Consider the following 18,018-nt stretch of genomic DNA (forward strand, 5'->3'; position numbering starts at 1 on the left):
CCGCCGGGGCGGGCTCAGCGGGTTAAAACTCGACGTCCTCCAGGCTGAAGAACGCCGTTTGATCGTTGTAGGAGAAGATCTCGCCGTAGCGGCCCCAGTTGATGACCGTATCCAGCGTCTCTTTGGCGGCGCTGTCCGACAGCGAGTCCTCCAGTTCCTGCTCGAAGCGCACGCGCGGCGCGCGATGGCCCGGCCGTTCGTCCAGCACGTTTTTGATCAGCGCGGCCAGCGGTACATAGCGCAGCAGATGCTCCGCGAACAGCACTTTGCGCGCCTGGACGTCGCCATCGGCGAAAGCGCGCGCCGGCGGCGTCAGGAAGATGTCGCCCTCACGCACGTCGGCGAAGCCCAGCGACTGCAGCACTTCGGCGATGGGGAACAGTTCATCCACCTCCAGATGCAGCGAAAGGGCGATCTCTGGCATGTCGGCGCGGCCGAAATAGGGCGCGGCGGCCAGCGTTTCGATCAGGCCGGCGATCAGGTTGGTGGAGACGTGCGGCAGCCATGTGCCGAGCTTCAGCCCTTTTTTGACGTTGCCGTCATGTGGGCGGGCGGTCATCTTGGCGTACACATCGTCCACCAGACGGCGGAATTGCGGATCCAACCGGTTGCGCGGGTGACTGAACGGCACCTTGATTTCGGCGATCACCCGGCCAGGGTTGGACGAGAGCAACAGGATGCGATCGCACATGAAAACCGCCTCCTCGATGTTGTGCGTGACGATCAGCACCGATTTGATCGGCATCCGTCCCTCGGTCCACAGGTCCAGCAGGTCGGTACGCAGCGTTTCGGCGGTCAATACGTCCAGCGCCGAGAACGGCTCATCCATCAGCAGCAGCGTCGGGTCCACCACCAACGCGCGCGCAAAGCCCACGCGTTGCCGCATGCCGCCGGAGAGTTCGCGCGGGTAGGCGTTTTCGAAGCCGTCCAGGCCGATCAGGTCGATGGCCGCCAGCGCCCGCTCGCGCCGTTCGGCAGGGGCGACGCCCAGCGCCTCCAGCCCGGCCTCGACGTTTTGCAGCACCGTAAGCCAGGGGAACAGCGCAAAGGTTTGAAATACCATGGCGACGCCTTGGGCGGGGCCGTTCAACGGCCGCCCCAAATAGTTCACCGCACCTGCGGTGGGGGTAACCAGGCCGGCGATGATGCGCAGCAGCGTCGATTTGCCTGAACCTGATCGGCCCAGCAGCCCGACGATCTCGCCCGCCCGCAGCGACAAATTGACGCCGTCGAGGATCAGCAGCTCGCCGTGCGCCTTGTCATAACCATGGCTGACCGCGTTGACCGCTAAAATTTCCTCGCCGGGCGTGCGGGCCGTCTGCGTTGGGTGAAGTTCTGACATCTGAACGGCTCCTTAATCGATGCGGAAGCGGGATTCTGCATAGGCGTAAAGCGGGCGCCACAGCAAGCGGTTGAACAGCGTGACGAACAACGACATCACGGCGATGCCTAAAATAATCTTGGGGAAATCGCCGGCGGTGGTGGTTTCGGCGATGTAAGCGCCCAGCCCGTGTGCTTTCACCTGGGTGCTGCCCCATTGAACGAGCTCGGCCACGATGCTGGCGTTCCAGGCGCCGCCTGAGGCGGTGATGGCGCCGGTGACGTAATAGGGGAAAATACCTGGCAGCATCACCTGGCGCCACCATTGCCAACCGCGAATATGGAAGTTGGCGGCGGCTTCGCGATAGTCGTTGGGCAGTGCGCTGGCGCCCGCCACCACGTTGAACAGGATGTACCACTGGGTGCCGAGCACGATCAGCGGCGACAGCCAGATATCGGGATTCAGTTGGAAATGTACGATGGTGATGACGAATACCGGGAACAGCAGGTTGGCCGGAAACGCAGCCAGAAACTGGGCTATCGGCTGGATTTTCCCGGCCAACGCCGGGCGCAGGCCGATCAGCACGCCGAGCGGCACCCAGATCAGCGATGACAGGGCGATCAGCACGGTCACGCGCAGCAGCGTGATCAACCCCAGCACCATCACCTGGCCCACGTCATTGAGCGTCACGCCGGTCTGCACATACAGAATGACGCGCCAGGCCACAGCAAGCGTCGCCAGGATCACGATGGCGCTCCAGCAGCGGTCGATAACGCGCGAGCGCCGTTGGCGTTTGACGGGGTCGGTGCGGCGCGGCGAGCGGGCGGGCAGGCTCAGTTTCAGGCGCGCGGTTTTAGCCAGCAACGCGCCCAGGGGCGTCAGCAGCAGATGGATCAGGCGCGTGCGGCGCATCAGATTCAACAACCAGGAGGTCGGGGCGCTCGCCGAGCGGGTCGTTTCCATGCGGAATTTATCCGCCCATGCCACCAATGGCCGGAACAGCAGCTGGTCGTAGGCCAGGATCACCCCCGTCATGGTGAACAACACCCAGCCGATGGCGTGCAGATCCTTGCTGAGGATCGCCTGCGCGAGATAGGCGCCGATACCCGGCAACGTAAAGGTGTTGTTACCGACGGTGATCGCTTCCGACGCCACGATAAAGAACCAGCCGCCGGACATCGACATCATCATGTTCCAGATAAGGCCCGGCATGGCGAACGGCGCGTCCAGCTTCCAGAAGCGTTGCCACGGGCTGAGATGGAAACCGCGCGCCACTTCTTGCAAATCGCGCGGCACGGTCCGCAGCGACTGATAGAAGCTGAAGGTCATGTTCCACGCCTGGCTGGTGAAGATGGCGAACATTGCCGCCAGCTCGACCCCCAGCTCCCGGCCAGGGAACAGGGCGATGAAGAAGGTCACGGTGAAGGAGATGTAACCGAGCACCGGCACCGACTGCAGAATATCGAGGATCGGCACCAGCACTTTCTCGGCGCGCCGGCTCTTGGCCGCCAGGGTGCCGTAGACCAGCGAGAACGCCAACGCGGCCACCATCACCACCAGCATGCGCAACGTGGTGCGCAGGGCGTATTCCGGCAGGTTGGCGGGATCGAGCGATACCGCCTGCGTTTTCAGCGTCGCGAGCGGTTGCAGGGTTTGGTGCAGGCCGATAGCCATCATGGCGATCAGGCCGATGATCAGCGGAAAGGCGATGACGTCCCAGCCGTTGGGCAGCAGGCGCCGGGCGGAAACATGAGTGTTGAGCCGGACGTTCATTTCACTTCTCCCACGGCGCGCGCAAACAAGAAAGTGACAATCGCATAAGCACTATAGACCATCCTGCGGCGGCGTTTCTCAACCGTTGCTCACCGGCGGCGGTTTCTGCGCCGCAAACGCGCGATACTGTAACCCGTGAAGATGACGGTTAGGTTATGCTTATCCTGCTGAGCGAGTGGCACGACGGTAATAAAGTGACAATAATTTTAACTCTCGGCGCAACGCTAAGGAGCGAGCAGATGTCTGTCGGCAATGATACGGAAGGGGCGAACAAAAGCGGTCTGGCGCCGCTGGCGTTGGGCGCATTGGGCGTGGTGTTCGGCGATATCGGCACCAGCCCGCTGTACACCCTGAAAACCGTGCTGTTTCTCTCCGGCGATGCGCCTTCGGCGCCGGTGATCCTCGGCCTGCTGTCGCTGATTTTCTGGACTCTGGTGATCGTCACCTCGCTCAAATACGCCATGTTCGCCATGCGCATTGGCAACCGCGGTGAGGGCGGCATCATGGCGCTGATGTCGCTGCTGGTCAGCAAGCAGAAGTCCCGGCCGCTGGTGTTGTTCGCCGGCCTGTTCGGCGCGGCGCTGATTTACGGCGACGGCGCCATCACGCCGGCCATCTCGGTGCTCTCCGCCCTCGAGGGGCTGAACATCGTGCTGCCGGCGTCGCAGCCCTATATTCTGCCAGCGGCGGTGGTGATTTTACTCAGCCTGTTCGCCATTCAGCCGCTGGGCACCGCGCGCATCGGCCGCGTGTTCGGGCCGATCATGGCGCTGTGGTTCCTGTCGATCGCGGCGCTGGGCGTGTGGGGCATTGTTCAACACCCGGCGGTACTGTTGGCGCTGAATCCGCTGTACGGCATTCATTTTTTGTTCTCCAACGGGCTGACCAGTTTCTTGGTGCTGGGCGGCGTGTTTCTGTGCGTCACCGGTGCCGAGGCGTTGTACGCCGACATGGGGCATTTCGGCAAACGGCCGATTTGGCTGGCCTGGTTCGGCATCGTTTTTCCCAGTCTTTTGCTCAACTACGCCGGGCAGGCCGCGCTGATCCTGAGCGGCGCCGACGTCACGCAAAACATCTTCTTCCGTTTATGCCCGCCGGCGCTGCTGATCCCGCTGGTGATCCTGGCCACCCTGGCGACGATCATCGCCAGCCAGGCGATCATCAGCGGCGCATTTTCCATGACCCGACAGGCGATCCAACTGGGTTGGTTGCCGCGGCTGCGGGTTAAGCAAACTACCGAGGAGAGCTACGGGCAAATCTACATCGGCGCCATCAACTGGCTGCTGATGGTGGTGACGCTGTTCCTGACGGTGTTCTTCAAATCGTCGGACAATCTGGCCGCCGCCTACGGCATCGCCGTCTCGCTGACCATGATCATGACCACCGGCTTGCTGTTCGTCGCCATGCGCGAGGTGTGGCGCTGGGGGCTGCTCTCCAGCCTGTTGGTCGCGGGGTGTTTCTTCGTGGTCGATCTGAGTTTCCTGACGGCCAACCTGACCAAGGTGCTGCAGGGCGGTTATATCCCACTGCTGTTGGCGGCCGCGGTCTATACCGTGATGCTGATCTGGCATCGCGGGGTGTTGGCGGCTGCGCGCACTCTGGGCGAAACGATGGTACCGATAGAGGATTTCCTGGCGAAAATCCGCCGTGAATCCGTACCGCGCGTGCCGGGTACAGCGGTATTCCTGACCCGCAGCCTGCAGGGCACGCCGCCGGTAATGAAATGGCAGGTCAAGCGCAACGGTTCGCTGCACGCCAACGTGCTGGCGCTGACCATCGCCATCGTCAACGAGCCGCGGGTAGCGAATGCCGAACGCCTGGTGATGCGTGAGCTGGCACCGGGCTTTTGGTGCGGCGTGGCCAGCTATGGCTTTATGGAGCGGCCGAACATTCCGCAACTCTTGCAGCACGTCGAGGCGCAGAAATGCGGCCTGAACTTCGACGAAGCGACCTACTATCTCGGCCATGAAACCGTGGTGCGCCGCGAGGCGGATGACCGGCTACCGTCCTGGCAGCGCAATCTGTTCGCGCTGATGGTGCGCAACGGCATGCACGTCACGGACTATTACTACCTGCCCAGCGATCAGGTGGTGGAGATCAGCCGCCGGGTGCCGGTGTAGGGCGCGAAAAGACGTCGCCGCAATTGCGGCGTGCATCACACAACGCGGATTGCATTTCATTTCTGGCCGCCATAACCTGACAACAAACGGATTGTTACTGACGCGATCAGGCAAAACCTAACGGCTCCCCGGCATCGAATAGAACGGGAGGGCGGTTAGGTTTTTTTTTGGAAAAAGGAGCAGGGAATGAAACTTGTCGTCGCTAATGATTATCAGGAAATGAGTGAGCTGGCCGCCGGCCTGCTGTTGAGTTATATGATGCGTCCGCAGCGCGTCAATCTGGCTATCACCGCCGGTTCGACGCCCAAACGGATGTATGAGCTGTTGGCCCCGCGCGTAAAGGGTCACGCGGAGTTCGCCAATGCGCATTACTATAATTTCGATGAAATTCCTTACGCCGGTCGGTCGGGCTACGGCGTCACCATGGAGAATCTCCATCGCCTGTTCTTCGGCCCGGCGGCGATCCCCGAGCGGCAACTGCACGTCTTGAATTCGGACAACTACCTCCAGCACGATCGACGTATCGCCGAGGATGGCGGGCTGGACGCGATCGTGATGGGCGTTGGCGCAGACGGCCACTACTGCGGCAATTTGCCGGGCACCACCGCCTTTGAAGATGGCGCCTGCCGGGTGCCGGTTTCCGCCAGGCCGGACCTGGCCGAAATCTTGCTGAAAGAAGTCGGCGGCCGCGCTGAATGGTTGCCCGATCATTACGTGACCCTGGGGCCGGCGAGCGTGATGGCCGCGAAAAAGCTGGTGCTGCTCGTCAACGGTTCACATAAAGCGGACATCTTGCGGCGCATTATCTGCGGGCCGGTGGAGGCCGAGGTGCCTGCCAGCGTTTTGATGTTGCATCCGGACCTGCTGATTATCGCCGATCGTGAAGCGGCGACGCTGCTGCCGTAAGCGTCCGTCCGGCGCGTTTCGCCTCAGAACCAACGGTCATAACCTGCAACCAAAGCGTCTTTCCCTGCGGGGCGGGATCGGGCTAGAGTGCGTTTTTTCATGCACCCGGAGGATTCCGATGCTGTTCGATTTAAATCTGCAGGCCGCCGAACTGCCCGAGGCCTGGCGCTCAAGCGTGTTGGGCCGCGTCGGTGCGGCCAATATCAAAGTGCTGCGTATGGACGCGCGCAGCATTGAGGATGAAGTGCATGATTACAGCGAAGGATTGCTGGTGATCAGCGGCCACCTGCGGCTGCAGGTGGCGGGGGAAGAGGTGGTAGTGCGGGCCGGCCAGCTGTATCAGGCCGCGGCCGGCGTGCCGCACCGCGTGTTGCCGGGCAGCGCAGGCACGCTGGTGATTGTCGACCTGCCGGAGGATTAAGCGCCGTGTTTGGACTGGGGTTGCGCCAGAAATCTGACGACGCCCTGAAGAAAACGTTGTCTGCCGGCATTATCTCTATCGAGATGGACAAAATGTGTCGCCTCAGGAATGACCAGCTTTTCGGCTAAAGGGGCATCTTTCATGATGGCGTCCATATCTTCAGGCCGGCTCCAAAAATCACGTTCTGAGCGAATAACCAACACGGGAACGGTGGTTAAGGCGGTTGCCGACCACTGTTTTTTGCCCATCGCCAGCTCAAAGCTGTCTGCCATGGCGCCTGTCGGCGCCCTGAAACTGTGTGGCGTTCTGCGCTGCGAGGTGTTATCCGATGCCAGTGCGGCATCGCCGTAAGCGCGTTTCACTGTTTCATCACGCCACTGTGTTTTATCCGCCACGGGTATGCTGCTATCCCAGGCGACAAACAGACTGTCCCGCGTGCTCAGGTTCCAGCCACCAAATTTGGCTGCGTTGAAATGTCCCGGATTTTGAGGATCATCCAGCGGCGATCCCTGGCCCAGCAGCGGATGGTGGGTGGCTCCGCCATAAAGCGTGTTATAGAGCACCAGTCGTTCCACATTCTGTGGGTATTGGGCCGCATAAGCGCCCGCCCAGTGTCCTCCCGTCGCCCATCCCAGGAGGTTAACGCGAGGGGCGCCGCTCCACGCCTGAATAGCCTGCACGGCGTGAGCGATATCGGTCACGGCATCCGCAGTGCGGATTAACGGCGCCGATTGGTCTGGAGGGCTATTCATCGCGGCCGGGCGGCTGGATAGTCCATACCCCCGCAGATCGAGGATGTACACACGAAAGCCTGCTAATGCCAGATCTGCTGCCAGAGAGCCGCCTTTGACAGGCAAATCAAAAGAGGCGAGGCCGGGAACCCGCGCGCCATGAATCAGCAGCACAGGCGGTTGCGGTATCTTGCCTTCAGATTCCAGGCGGACTTCCCTGACGTGGAGTTGCTCTCCGTCCGCAAGCACAATGTACCTGTCTGTTCGTTTTATCGGCGCGGAGATTTCATTTTCTTTCGATGCAGCCAGTGTGGGTGATGCCGACATCACAAGGAGGGCCAGCAACATATTTAGGCTTCGGTAAGTCAGTGACAACGATCTGAGTATGCTCATTGTTATTTCTGCTCCGCGAATATATACAGAAAGCATCTTCAGGCGGCCTTGCTAGTGTGTCTAATACTATCGTGAGGCTTTCTTAATACGTTTAAGGTATCGCGATATGCTCACCCTGCGTCAGCTTCGCCAGTTTCTTGCTGTTGCGGAGACCATGAATATCAGGAAAGCGGCAGAGCGCCTGCATATGGCTCAGCCGCCCCTTACCGCTGCGATCCGTCATATGGAAGAGGCGTTGGGCACCCGGCTTTTTGAACGAACCAATCGTATAACGGCGCTGACGCCGGCAGGCAAAGTGTTACAGAAAGAAGCGGTTGCGACGCTGATGCAGATGGAAAGGTCGATGTTGCTGACACGACGCGCCGGTCAGGGAATGACGGGGGCTTTGCGCATCGGTTTTGTAGCCTCCGCCGTCAGACATTTGCTTCCCGAAATGATCGCCCGTTTTCACTTTTCCTGTCCGGAGGTTGTCCTTGAACTGAAAGAAATGACCACCGCGCGGCAGGTCGTGAACCTATTGGAAGACACGCTTGACGTTGGCATTGCGGTTTTACCTGTTCCTGAATACGCCATACAAAAACTGTCCTGCCATCAATTTTTTAGCTGCCCGTTAATTGCCGTTTTGCCGAGTAAACATCCTGCCGGAACCCGCGGCACTCTGTCGCTTTCTGCTCTGGCCGGGGAGCCATGGGTATTGTTTCCGGAGCAGGAAGGGCCAGGTCTTTATCGCTCTATTATGAAGGCCTGTGAAGAGGCAGGATTTGTTCCTGATATTGTTCAGCGAGCCGTGCAGATGGAGACCCTCGTCGGCTTGGTTGCTTCGGGATTAGGAGTTAGCCTGGTCCCTGAATTCATGCAAAAAAGCGGTTGGGTAAACGTTTCTTTTTGCCGGCTCAGTGAAGGACAGATCCCGTATCAGGTTGCTTTGATTCATAAGCCGGAAAATACTAATCCTCACGTCGCAGACTTTGTCACAAACGCGGTTCCTTCACCGCCATTCGTGCCTACATAGAAGGCGCGCCTGAGGATCGATCAAACACGGCTATCCAAAGCCGTAAGCGCCACCGTGACCGCGGCCAACAACCGCGCTTGCGTGACGCCGTCACGGGCTTGAATCGACAAGCCGTGAAGGAAGACGGCGAAATAGTCCCCCAGGCTATCGGCGTCGGTGTCGGCCGGCAGTTCGCCGGTTTGCACCGCCTGGCGCAGCCGTTCGACGATTTGCTGCGTGCGCTGCAGCCGGTGCTCTGCCAGCCAGACTTTTAGCCCGTCGTTTTCTGCGCTGACGCTGGCGGCGGAGGAGACCACCATGCAGCCCTGCGGCAGATCCGGCCGGCTATAGAGCCGCACGGCATCTTCCAGCAGGCGTTTGATCGCCGGCCGAATGCCGCTTTCCTGCGTGAAGGCGCGATCGGCAAAGCCGCCTTCTGCGGTTTCGTAACTGGCGATCGCCTCGCGGAACAGCTGCTCTTTGGAACCAAACGCTTTGTAGATGCGGGCGGAAGCAATGCCCAGCTCCGCCACCAGATCCGACATCGAGGTGCCTTCGTAACCCTGCCGCCAGAATAAGTTTCGCGCCTTCAAGAGTGCCTGTTCGCGATCGAACTCGCGCGGTCTGCCTGCCATTCGCTGCTCCAATTTACCTGCCATTCAGCGACATAGGATCGCTTAAATCGGCGGGAATACCAATGCCTTTATAAATTTCGCTTGCGGTCGCCACGCTTTGCTTCTATTGTTTGTCAATCGACAACCAATAGGAGTTTACGATGAAAACCCTCAAAGGTCCAAGCCTGCATCTCGCGCAATTCAGCGATGACGCGGCGCCGTTCAACAGCCTGCCCGCCATTGCCGAGTGGGCGGCGCAGACCGGTTTTAGCGCGTTGCAGATCCCGGCCTGGGATCGGCGTTTATTCGACGTGGCCACCGCTGCGCAAAGCCAGACCTACTGCGACGATCTGACCGGCATGTTGGCGGAGCATGGGTTGGTGGTCAGCGAACTGACCAGCCATATTTTCGGTCAACTGATGGCGGTGCACCCGGCTTACGATGCGCTGTGCGACAGCTTCGCGCCGCCGGCGTTGCACGGCGATGCCAACGCGCGCAGCGAGTGGGCGCGGCAGCAAATGCTGTTGGCGGTAAAAGCCTCGGCGCGGCTCGGGCTCACTGAACTGGGCACTTTTTCCGGTTCGCTGGCCTGGCCCTATCTGTTCCCGTTCCCGCAGCGCCCGGCCGGGCTGATCGACACCGCGTTCGGCGAGCTGGCCAAACGCTGGCTGCCGGTGCTCAACGCCTGCGACGAGCAGGGCATCAACCTGTGCTACGAAATTCACCCGAGTGAAGATCTGCATGACGGCGTGACCTACGAGATGTTTCTGGAACGCGTCGGCCACCACCCACGTTGCCGGGTGCTGTTCGATCCGAGCCACATGGTGTTGCAACAGCTGAACTATCTGGAGTTTATCGATATTTATAAGGACGTTATCGGCATGTTCCACGTCAAGGACGCCGAGTTCAATCCGACCGGTCGGCAGGGCATTTACGGCGGCTATCAATCCTGGACCGATCGCGCCGGCCGCTTCCGCTCGCTGGGCGACGGCCAGGTCGATTTCAACGGCATATTTTCCCGGCTGACGCAGTACGGCTATCAGGGGTGGGCGACACTGGAGTGGGAGTGCTGCCTGAAAAACCCGCAGGACGGCGCGCGCGAAGGCGCGGCCTTCATTCGCGATCGCATCATCCATGTCACCGACAAAGTGTTCGATGACTTCGCCGGTGCGCCGGTCAACCCACAGCAGATCAATGCCTTGCTCGGCATTCGCTGAGCCTAACTCTTCAGGGAGTCACCCCATGAAACAACAAGAAAACGAGATCCTGTTGCAGGATCTCGGGGCGGAACACGTCTATACCCAGGTCAATGGCCAACGTATCCACTGCGTGATAGCCGGTGAAGGGCGGCCGGTGCTGCTGATCCCCGGCTGGCCGCAAACCTGGTACACCTGGCGCCATGTGATGCGTGCCCTGGCAGCGGCCGGTTTTCAGGCGATCGCCGTCGATCCGCCGGGCATCGGCGATTCGGACAGGCCCGTCGGCGGCTATGACACCGGCAGCGTCGGCGCGGCGTTGCACGCGATGATGGCGCAACTGGGCCATGAACGCTACCAACTGGTCGGCCACGACATCGGCATGTGGGTCGGTTATGCCATGGCGAGCGATTTCCCGCAGGCGGTGGAGCGCCTGGTGCTGACGGAGGCGGTAATCCCTGGCCTGGCGCCGCCGCCGCCGATTTTCGTTGCGCCGGAGGAGAACATCTTCCTGTGGCATTTCATGTTCAACCAGCTGGCGGATTTGCCGGAGACCCTGACCCAGGGGCGTGAACGGGAGTATCTCGGTTATATCTTCAACCGCTGGTCCTACCGGCGCGATCGGGTGGCGGCGGAGGTGTATATCGCCGCCTATTCGGCGCCGGGCGGATTGCGCGCCGGATTCGATTATTATCGCGCGATCCCGGAGACCGTTCGCCAGAACCGACTGCGCGCCGCCACGCCCTTGGCGATGCCGGTGCTGACCGTGGGGGCGGAGCACGCCACCGGTGACGCGCCGTTGACGACGTTGCAGGGCAATGCGTGCGATCTGCGGGGTGAAACGGTCGCCGGCTGCGGCCATTTCATCACCGAGGAGTGTCATGAGGCGTTTATCGCACTGATTACGCCGTTCCTGGCGGGAGAACAGCATGCCGCTTGATGAACGCATCGCCGCCTTTTTGACGGCATCGGCAGACGCACCGCCACCCGCTTCGCTGGCGGAAATGCGCGCGGCTACGGAAACCGGTTTGCGTCAGCTACAGGGCGAGGCGGAACCGAGTGGCGGGGTCAGGGATTTTACGCTGGTTGCCACCGACGGACATCGGATTGCGCTGCGCGCTTATTTTCCTGCCGGGGAAAGGCACGCCGCTGCGCAGCCGGCGATGCTGTTCGCCCACGGCGGCGGCTGGTGCCTCGGTTCGCTGGCGCTGTACGATCGGCCCTGCCAGGCGCTGGCTAATGCCACCGGCCGGGTGATCCTGTCGGTCGATTATCGGCTGGCGCCGGAGTTTCCTTTTCCGCAGCCGCTGGAAGATGTCTATCAGGCGCTCTGTTGGGCTGCGCAACAGGCGCCGCAGTTAGGGATTGACGCTGAGCGCCTGGCGGTGGGCGGCGACAGCGCCGGGGGCAATCTGGCGGCAGCGGTTGCGCAGCTGGCGCGGGATCGTGGCGGCCCGCACATTGAACGTCAGCTGCTGCTGTATCCGGCGCTCAGCCGCGAGATGGCGACGACCAGCTATCGTGAGTTCGCCGAGGGGCACTTTCTGACGCGCGACGCGATGGTATTTTGTTGGCAGCAGTATCTGGCCCAGCGACGCGAACCCTACGGCGAACCGCTGCATGCCGCCACGCTGTGCGGGTTGCCGCCGGCCACCATCCTGAGCTGCGAATATGATCCGCTGCGCGATGAGGCCGAGCAGTATGCGCAGCGGCTGCGCGAGGCAGGCGTGCCGGTACGCTGCGAACGATTGCCGGGCCTGGTGCATGCCTGCATTCACATGCTGGGGCTGACCCCGGCGGCACGACGGCTGTTCGAGCTGGCTTGCGAGTAAAAAAAAGCCCCGCATTGCGGGGCTTTTGGCTATTCATCAGACACGCGATTAACGGCCGGCGACGGTGACGAAGCGGGTTTCCAGGTAGGACTCGATCGCTTCGCTGCCGCCTTCAGTGCCGTGGCCGGAGTCTTTCACGCCGCCAAACGGCGTTTCCGGCAGGCCGAAACCGATGTGGTTGATGCTCAGCATGCCGCTCTCCACGTCGCGCCCCAGCGCATTGACGGTGGCGATGTTGCGGCTGTAAGCGTAGGCGGCCAGCCCGTACGGCAGGCGGTTGGCTTCGGCGATCGCCTCGTCATAGGTGGCGAACGGACGCAGCAGGGCGACCGGGCCAAACGGCTCTTCCGACATGGCCCGCGCGCTCAGCGGCACGTCGCGCAGCACCGTCGGCTCGAAGAAGTTGCCTTTGCCCGCCACGCGCTTGCCGCCGGTGCAAGCTTTCGCTCCGTGGGCGATGGCGTCCTGCACCAGCGCTTCGATATTGTCGACGCTGCGGCCCAGCACCATCGGTCCCATCGTTACGCAGTCTTCCAGCCCGTTGCCGAGTTTGAGTTCACGCACTGCGGCGGTGAATTTCTCCACGAAGGCCTCATAAACGCCTTGCTGGATCAGGAAACGGGTCGGGGCGATACAGACCTGGCCGGCGTTGCGGAACTTCGACTGCGCCAGCTCTTTGGCTGCCGCGTCGAGATCGGCGTCGTCGAAGATCAGCACCGGCGCATGACCGCCCAGTTCCATGGTGGCCTTTTTCATATGCTGGCCGGCCAGCGCCGCCAGATGTTTGCCCACGCGGGTGGAGCCGGTGAAGGAGATCTTGCGAATGGTCGGATGCGGGATCAGGTATTCCGAGATTTCCGCTGGGGTGCCGTACACCAGCGCGATCACCCCGGCAGGAATACCGGCGTCGGCGAAGGCTTTAATCAGCTCAGCCGGGGAGGCCGGGGTTTCTTCCGGGCCTTTGACGATGATGGAACAACCCGCCGCCAGCGCGGCGGACAGCTTGCGCACGATCTGGTTGATCGGGAAGTTCCACGGCGTGAAGGCGGCCACCGGGCCGACCGGCAGCTTGAGGGTTTGCTGCTGCACGTCGCGGGCGCGGGACGGAATGATCTGCCCGTAGGTGCGGGTGGCTTCGCCGGCGAACCAGTCGATGACATCGGCGGCGTTGAGAATTTCAATCTTGGCCTGCGCCACTGGTTTGCCCTGTTCCTGCGTCATGATGGCGGCGATGGCGTTGGCACGTTCGCGCAGCAACGCAGCGGCTTTGCGCATCAGGTTGGCGCGCTGGTGCGCGGCGGTGTCGCGCCAGAGGTTAAATCCGCGCTCGGTGGCGGCCAGCGCCAGATCGAGATCCGCTGTGGCGGCGTGCGCCACTTGACCGATGACCTCGTCGTTGGCGGGGTTGGTGACCGGCAAGGTTTTCCCGGCCAGCGCGTTGCGCCATTGTCCGTCGATATACAGTTGAGTATCCGGATACATTGTTGCCTCTTGTTTGCGGAGTGTCAGGGGCCGATGAGCTTCGCGATGCGGCGCGCCTGAATGGGACAGGGGCCTTTAACCCTACGCCGAATGGCGGCGATCGTCCAGGCAAGGGGCACGAAAGGACCAGGGCAGCTACTCAATCGGCGATGTTTTGGCTATGCTGAGCAGATTGTCAGCACGGACGAGGAGGTCGGGTGCAAGGGGTTCCACAACAGTTTCCGTTCGAGAAGGATTGCGCGCAGTTTCGGCATTTGTCGCATCTGCCCGGCGTCGAACTCTATCAGGCGCACATTGAGCGCTATGCCTTCGAGCCGCATACCCATGACGCCTTCGCCATCGGCACCGTGGATACCGGAGCCGAGCGTTTCCGCTATCGCGGCGCGCAGCATTTGGCGGCGCCTGGGGCGTTGGTGCTGATGAACCCGGACGAGCTGCACACCGGCGAAGCCGAAACGCCGGGCGGTTGGTGTTACCGCATGCTCTATCTGGCGCCCGAGGCGCTGGAGCAGTTGTCTGGCGATCGGAGCCAGTGGTTTACCGATGCGGTGCGCCACGATCCGCGGGCGGCGCAGCGTCTGTCGGTCATTCTCGCCGCGCTGTGGCAAACCGAGGATCCGCTTACGCTCGACGGCCTGCTGCTGGAGGCGGTCGAGTTGCTGCAACCGCATATCCGCACCGGGCAACGACACAAAGCCGAGGCGGCGCACCGGTTCGACGTGGTGAAAAGCTACCTGCACGATAATTACGCCGAGGCCGTAACCCTCCACCAACTGGCCGATCTGGTCTCGCTCAGCCCCTACCATTTCCAGCGCAAGTTCAAGGCCGAATATCACGTCTCGCCGCAGCAGATGCTGATGGCGATCCGGCTGTCGCAGGCCAAACGCATGCTGGAGCGCGGCATGCCCGCCGCTCAGGTGGCGGCGGCGGCGGGGTTGACCGATCAGGCACATCTGACGCGCGCGTTCGCTAACCGTTACGGCGTCACGCCGGTGCGCTTCCAGAAACAGGTGAAATTGGGCTAAAACAGCAACCTGCTACAATCATTCCTCCCCGCGTTCTCGCTACTCTGCCGCTGTCTTGTCGGGCGGGTTGGCCGCACCGGCCGTTTGTCGGAGTCATTATGTTCATTGGCGTTGTATTTGCCCTGGCCGCCGGGCTGATGTGGGGCCTGATTTTCGTCGGCCCGCTGCTGGTGCCGGATTATCCCGCCGCGTTGCAGTCTACCGGGCGCTATCTGGCCTTTGGGCTGATCACCTTGCCGCTGGCCTGGTTCGATCGCCGTCGCCTGCGCAAGCTGCGGCGCCAGGATTGGCTGGAGGCGCTCAAGCTGACGGCCATCGGTAATCTGCTGTACTACCTGTGTTTGGCCAGCGCCATTCAGCGCACCGGCGCACCGGTCTCGACCATGATCATCGGCACTTTGCCGGTGGTGATCGCCATCTGCGCCAACCTGTTTTACGGCCGGCATGACGGGCGGCTGGCCTGGGGCAAGCTGGCGCCGGCGCTGCTGCTGATCGTCTGCGGGTTGGCGTGCGTGAACGTCGCCGAGTTGAGCAGCAACGCGCAAACGATCGACGGCTGGCGTTATCTCAGCGGCCTCGGGCTGGCGTTGCTGGCAGTAGCGTGCTGGACCTGGTTCCCGCTGCGGAATTCACGCTGGCTGCGGGAGAATCCGACGCAGCGGCCGGCCACCTGGGCCACGGCGCAGGGGCTGGCGACGTTGCCGCTGGCGCTGCTGGGCTATCTGGCGGTCTGCGGCCAGCTGGCGCTGAGCGAACCGGCGTTCGCCTTGCCGTTCGGCCCGCGCCCCGAGGTGTTTATTCCGCTGATGCTGATCATCGGCGTGTTCTGCTCCTGGCTGGGGGCGCTGTGCTGGAACGAAGCCAGCCAGCGGCTGCCGACGGTGTTGGTGGGGCCGCTCATCGTGTTCGAAATTTTGGCGGGGTTGGCCTATACCTTTCTGCTGCGCCAGACCTGGCCGCCGCTGCTGACGCTGGCCGGCATTGTCTGCCTGATCGCCGGCGTGGTGTACGCCATGCGCATCAAACCGCAGCCGATGGTGGTGGCGCTGGAGGAAAAGCAGGGGTGACGCCCGCCATGAAGGCGGGCGTGAGGATTAACGCTTGCTGTGGTGAATGATCTCTTCGGCCACGTTGCGCGGCGCTTCGGCGTAGTGGCTGAATTCCATGGTGTAGGTGGCACGGCCCTGCGACATCGAACGCAGGGTGGTCGAGTAACCGAACATTTCGGAAAGCGGCACCTTGGCGCGGATCTCCTTGCCGCCGCCGCCCGGGATCTCTTCCATGCCCTGCACCAGCCCACGGCGTGAGGAGAGGTCGCCCATCACGTTGCCGGCGTAATCCTCCGGCGTTTCCACCTCCACCGACATGATGGGTTCCAGGATCACCGGATCTGCCAGGCGGCAGGCTTCCTTGAAACCGAAGATCGCCGCCATGCGAAACGCCTGTTCCGACGAGTCGACGTCATGGTAAGAACCGAAGGTCAGGTGCACCTTGACGTCCACTACCTGGTAACCGGCCAGCACGCCGTTGTTCAGCGCCTCGAGCACGCCTTTTTTCACCGCCGGGATAAACTCGCCCGGAATGACGCCGCCCTTGATCTCATCGAAGAACTCGAAGCCCTTGCCGGGTTCGTTCGGCTCGACGGTCAGCACCACGTGGCCGTATTGCCCCTTGCCGCCGGATTGGCGCACGAACTTGCCTTCCACGTCGGCCACCCGTTTGCGGATGGTTTCGCGGTACGACACCTGCGGCTTGCCGGTGGTGGTCTCCACCCCGAATTCGCGGCGCATGCGATCGACGATAATCTCCAGGTGCAGCTCGCCCATGCCGTAGATGATGGTCTGGCCGGACTCTTCATCGGTGCGCACACGGAACGACGGATCCTCTGAAGAGAGGCGTTGCAGCGCGATGCCCATTTTCTCCTGGTCGCCCTTGGTCTTCGGCTCGATCGCCTGGGCGATCACCGGTTCAGGGAAGGTCATGCGCTCCAGCGTGATGATGGCGCCGGGATCGCACAGCGTATCGCCGGTGGTGACGTCCTTCAGGCCGACGCAGGCGGCGATGTCGCCGGCGTGCAGTTCGTCGATGTCCTTACGATCGTTGGCGTGCATCTGCACGATGCGACCGATACGCTCCTTTTTGCCCTTGATCGGGTTGTAAACGCTGCTGCCTTTGGCCAGCACCCCAGAGTAGACGCGCACGAAGGTCAGCTGGCCGACGAACGGATCGGTCATCAGTTTGAACGCCAGCGCCGAGAATTTCTCGTTGTCGTCGGCTTTGCGGGTGATGATTTCATCGTGTTCGCCGTGGCCTTCCATCGGCGGCACGTCGAGCGGCGAGGGCATCAGTTCGATCACCGCGTCCAGCATGCGCTGGACCCCTTTGTTGCGGAACGCCGAGCCGCACAGCATCGGCTGGATTTCACCGGCGACGGTGCGCACCCGCAGCCCGTGAACGATCTCCTCTTCACTCAGCGGCACCTGATTGAGGTATTTCTCCATCAATTCTTCCGAAGCTTCGGCGGCGGCCTCAATCATGTTTTCACGCCATTCCTGCGCCGAGTCGCGAAGGTCGGCCGGGATCTCTTCGAAGCTGAAGTTCATGCCCTGCGAGGCCTCGTCCCACAGAATGGCCTTCATCCGCACCAAATCCACCACGCCGCTGAAGTGATCTTCGGCGCCAATCGGGATAACGATCGGCACCGGGTTGGCTTTCAGGCGCTCGATCATCATTTTGCGCACGCGGAAAAAGTCCGCGCCGATGCGGTCCATCTTGTTAACGAACGCCAGCCGCGGCACTTTGTATTTATTGGCCTGGCGCCAGACGGTTTCCGACTGCGGCTGCACGCCGCCCACCGAGTCGTAGACCATCACGGCGCCGTCCAGCACGCGCATCGAGCGCTCCACTTCAATGGTGAAATCGACGTGCCCGGGGGTGTCGATGATATTGATGCGGTGCTGCGGATAATTATGCTGCATGCCGCTCCAGAAGCAGGTCGTGGCCGCCGAGGTGATGGTGATGCCGCGTTCCTGTTCCTGCGCCATCCAGTCCATGGTCGCCGCGCCGTCATGCACTTCACCCAGCTTGTGGCTGACCCCGGTGTAAAACAGAATCCGCTCGGTGGTGGTGGTCTTGCCGGCATCGATGTGCGCGGAGATGCCGATATTGCGGTAACGTTCGATAGGGGTGGTGCGAGCCATAATCAACCTTTCT

The 18,018-nt window shown here is 61.8% G+C and carries 15 protein-coding genes; 9 read left to right on the plus strand and 6 right to left on the minus strand.

Going from position 1 to position 18,018, the window contains the following annotated elements:
* Positions 1-22: 22 nt before the first annotated feature.
* Both ACRAWE_RS07065 and ACRAWE_RS07070 read right to left on the minus strand, forming a co-directional pair.
* The gene (locus tag ACRAWE_RS07065) at positions 23-1,342 is read right to left on the minus strand and encodes an ABC transporter ATP-binding protein (protein WP_019455446.1); all 1,320 of its coding nucleotides are present in this window, start codon (positions 1,340-1,342) and stop codon (positions 23-25) included.
* 12 nt (positions 1,343-1,354) lie between these two features.
* Positions 1,355-3,094, minus strand: a complete 1,740-nt coding sequence (locus ACRAWE_RS07070) for an ABC transporter permease (protein ID WP_432525164.1) — start codon at positions 3,092-3,094, stop codon at positions 1,355-1,357.
* 239 nt (positions 3,095-3,333) lie between these two features.
* On the opposite strand from ACRAWE_RS07070, the gene ACRAWE_RS07075 reads away from it, so the two are divergent.
* The 3 genes from ACRAWE_RS07075 to ACRAWE_RS07085 all read left to right on the plus strand — a co-directional run bounded on the left by ACRAWE_RS07075 (position 3,334) and on the right by ACRAWE_RS07085 (position 6,541).
* The gene (locus tag ACRAWE_RS07075; RefSeq protein WP_074054151.1) at positions 3,334-5,214 is read left to right on the plus strand and encodes a potassium transporter Kup; all 1,881 of its coding nucleotides are present in this window, start codon (positions 3,334-3,336) and stop codon (positions 5,212-5,214) included.
* Positions 5,215-5,400: 186 nt separating this feature from the next.
* Positions 5,401-6,120, plus strand: a complete 720-nt coding sequence (locus ACRAWE_RS07080; protein ID WP_063919521.1) for a glucosamine-6-phosphate deaminase — start codon at positions 5,401-5,403, stop codon at positions 6,118-6,120.
* Between the two features lie 118 nt (positions 6,121-6,238).
* A complete protein-coding gene (locus ACRAWE_RS07085; RefSeq protein WP_019455442.1) occupies positions 6,239-6,541 on the plus strand; it encodes a cupin domain-containing protein in 303 nt (100 codons plus the stop codon).
* On the opposite strand, the gene ACRAWE_RS07090 is transcribed toward ACRAWE_RS07085, so the two are convergent.
* Positions 6,538-7,620: an alpha/beta fold hydrolase gene (locus tag ACRAWE_RS07090; RefSeq protein WP_432525165.1), complete on the minus strand. Its 1,083-nt coding sequence runs from the start codon at positions 7,618-7,620 to the stop codon at positions 6,538-6,540. The genes ACRAWE_RS07085 and ACRAWE_RS07090 overlap by 4 nt on opposite strands.
* Positions 7,621-7,771: 151 nt before the next feature.
* On the opposite strand from ACRAWE_RS07090, the gene ACRAWE_RS07095 reads away from it, so the two are divergent.
* Positions 7,772-8,677: a LysR family transcriptional regulator gene (locus ACRAWE_RS07095; RefSeq protein ID WP_154746242.1), complete on the plus strand. Its 906-nt coding sequence runs from the start codon at positions 7,772-7,774 to the stop codon at positions 8,675-8,677.
* Positions 8,678-8,697: 20 nt separating this feature from the next.
* Here the strand turns inward: ACRAWE_RS07095 and ACRAWE_RS07100 are convergent, their stop codons facing one another.
* Entirely contained in the window at positions 8,698-9,291 is a 594-nt protein-coding gene (locus ACRAWE_RS07100; RefSeq protein ID WP_154746241.1) for a TetR/AcrR family transcriptional regulator, read from the minus strand.
* Between the two features lie 140 nt (positions 9,292-9,431).
* Between ACRAWE_RS07100 and ACRAWE_RS07105 the strand changes: the two genes are divergently transcribed.
* Genes ACRAWE_RS07105 through ACRAWE_RS07115 form a run of 3 tightly spaced genes read left to right on the plus strand, consistent with a single transcriptional unit; the run spans position 9,432 to position 12,298 of the window.
* Positions 9,432-10,487, plus strand: a complete 1,056-nt coding sequence (locus tag ACRAWE_RS07105) for a sugar phosphate isomerase/epimerase family protein (protein WP_063919517.1) — start codon at positions 9,432-9,434, stop codon at positions 10,485-10,487.
* Between the two features lie 25 nt (positions 10,488-10,512).
* A complete protein-coding gene (locus ACRAWE_RS07110) occupies positions 10,513-11,406 on the plus strand; it encodes an alpha/beta fold hydrolase (RefSeq protein ID WP_019455439.1) in 894 nt (297 codons plus the stop codon).
* Complete coding sequence (locus tag ACRAWE_RS07115) at positions 11,396-12,298, plus strand: alpha/beta hydrolase (RefSeq protein WP_198635978.1); 903 nt, start codon at positions 11,396-11,398, stop codon at positions 12,296-12,298. The genes ACRAWE_RS07110 and ACRAWE_RS07115 overlap by 11 nt, the downstream gene beginning before the upstream one ends.
* Before the next feature lie 48 nt (positions 12,299-12,346).
* On the opposite strand, the gene ACRAWE_RS07120 is transcribed toward ACRAWE_RS07115, so the two are convergent.
* Entirely contained in the window at positions 12,347-13,780 is a 1,434-nt protein-coding gene (locus ACRAWE_RS07120) for an NAD-dependent succinate-semialdehyde dehydrogenase (RefSeq protein ID WP_432525166.1), read from the minus strand.
* A 197-nt stretch (positions 13,781-13,977) separates the two neighbouring features.
* On the opposite strand from ACRAWE_RS07120, the gene ACRAWE_RS07125 reads away from it, so the two are divergent.
* Positions 13,978-14,805 (plus strand): AraC family transcriptional regulator, encoded by an 828-nt coding sequence (locus tag ACRAWE_RS07125; protein WP_019455436.1) that lies wholly within the window; start codon positions 13,978-13,980, stop codon positions 14,803-14,805.
* A 98-nt stretch (positions 14,806-14,903) separates the two neighbouring features.
* Positions 14,904-15,872: a DMT family transporter gene (locus ACRAWE_RS07130; protein ID WP_019455435.1), complete on the plus strand. Its 969-nt coding sequence runs from the start codon at positions 14,904-14,906 to the stop codon at positions 15,870-15,872.
* A 27-nt stretch (positions 15,873-15,899) separates the two neighbouring features.
* On the opposite strand, the gene fusA is transcribed toward ACRAWE_RS07130, so the two are convergent.
* Positions 15,900-18,005, minus strand: a complete 2,106-nt coding sequence (gene fusA / locus ACRAWE_RS07135) for an elongation factor G (RefSeq protein WP_211130182.1) — start codon at positions 18,003-18,005, stop codon at positions 15,900-15,902.
* Between the last annotated feature and the right edge of the window lie 13 nt (positions 18,006-18,018).

It is taken from the genome of Serratia sp. BFP-2025 (assembly GCF_050880365.1).
In the GTDB taxonomy this organism is placed as follows: domain Bacteria; phylum Pseudomonadota; class Gammaproteobacteria; order Enterobacterales; family Enterobacteriaceae; genus Serratia; species Serratia surfactantfaciens.

Excerpts from the sequence above, each read along its gene's own strand:
- ACRAWE_RS07065 (WP_019455446.1), bottom strand. The coding sequence starts at position 1,342 with ATGTCAGAACTTCACCCAACGCAGACGGCCCGCACGCCCGGCGAGGAA.
- ACRAWE_RS07070 (WP_432525164.1), bottom strand. The coding sequence starts at position 3,094 with ATGAACGTCCGGCTCAACACTCATGTTTCCGCCCGGCGCCTGCTGCCC.
- ACRAWE_RS07075 (WP_074054151.1), top strand. The coding sequence starts at position 3,334 with ATGTCTGTCGGCAATGATACGGAAGGGGCGAACAAAAGCGGTCTGGCG.
- ACRAWE_RS07080 (WP_063919521.1), top strand. The coding sequence starts at position 5,401 with ATGAAACTTGTCGTCGCTAATGATTATCAGGAAATGAGTGAGCTGGCC.
- ACRAWE_RS07085 (WP_019455442.1), top strand. The coding sequence starts at position 6,239 with ATGCTGTTCGATTTAAATCTGCAGGCCGCCGAACTGCCCGAGGCCTGG.
- ACRAWE_RS07090 (WP_432525165.1), bottom strand. The coding sequence starts at position 7,620 with ATGTTGCTGGCCCTCCTTGTGATGTCGGCATCACCCACACTGGCTGCA.
- ACRAWE_RS07095 (WP_154746242.1), top strand. The coding sequence starts at position 7,772 with ATGCTCACCCTGCGTCAGCTTCGCCAGTTTCTTGCTGTTGCGGAGACC.
- ACRAWE_RS07100 (WP_154746241.1), bottom strand. The coding sequence starts at position 9,291 with ATGGCAGGCAGACCGCGCGAGTTCGATCGCGAACAGGCACTCTTGAAG.
- ACRAWE_RS07105 (WP_063919517.1), top strand. The coding sequence starts at position 9,432 with ATGAAAACCCTCAAAGGTCCAAGCCTGCATCTCGCGCAATTCAGCGAT.
- ACRAWE_RS07110 (WP_019455439.1), top strand. The coding sequence starts at position 10,513 with ATGAAACAACAAGAAAACGAGATCCTGTTGCAGGATCTCGGGGCGGAA.
- ACRAWE_RS07115 (WP_198635978.1), top strand. The coding sequence starts at position 11,396 with ATGCCGCTTGATGAACGCATCGCCGCCTTTTTGACGGCATCGGCAGAC.
- ACRAWE_RS07120 (WP_432525166.1), bottom strand. The coding sequence starts at position 13,780 with ATGTATCCGGATACTCAACTGTATATCGACGGACAATGGCGCAACGCG.
- ACRAWE_RS07130 (WP_019455435.1), top strand. The coding sequence starts at position 14,904 with ATGTTCATTGGCGTTGTATTTGCCCTGGCCGCCGGGCTGATGTGGGGC.
- fusA (WP_211130182.1), bottom strand. The coding sequence starts at position 18,005 with ATGGCTCGCACCACCCCTATCGAACGTTACCGCAATATCGGCATCTCC.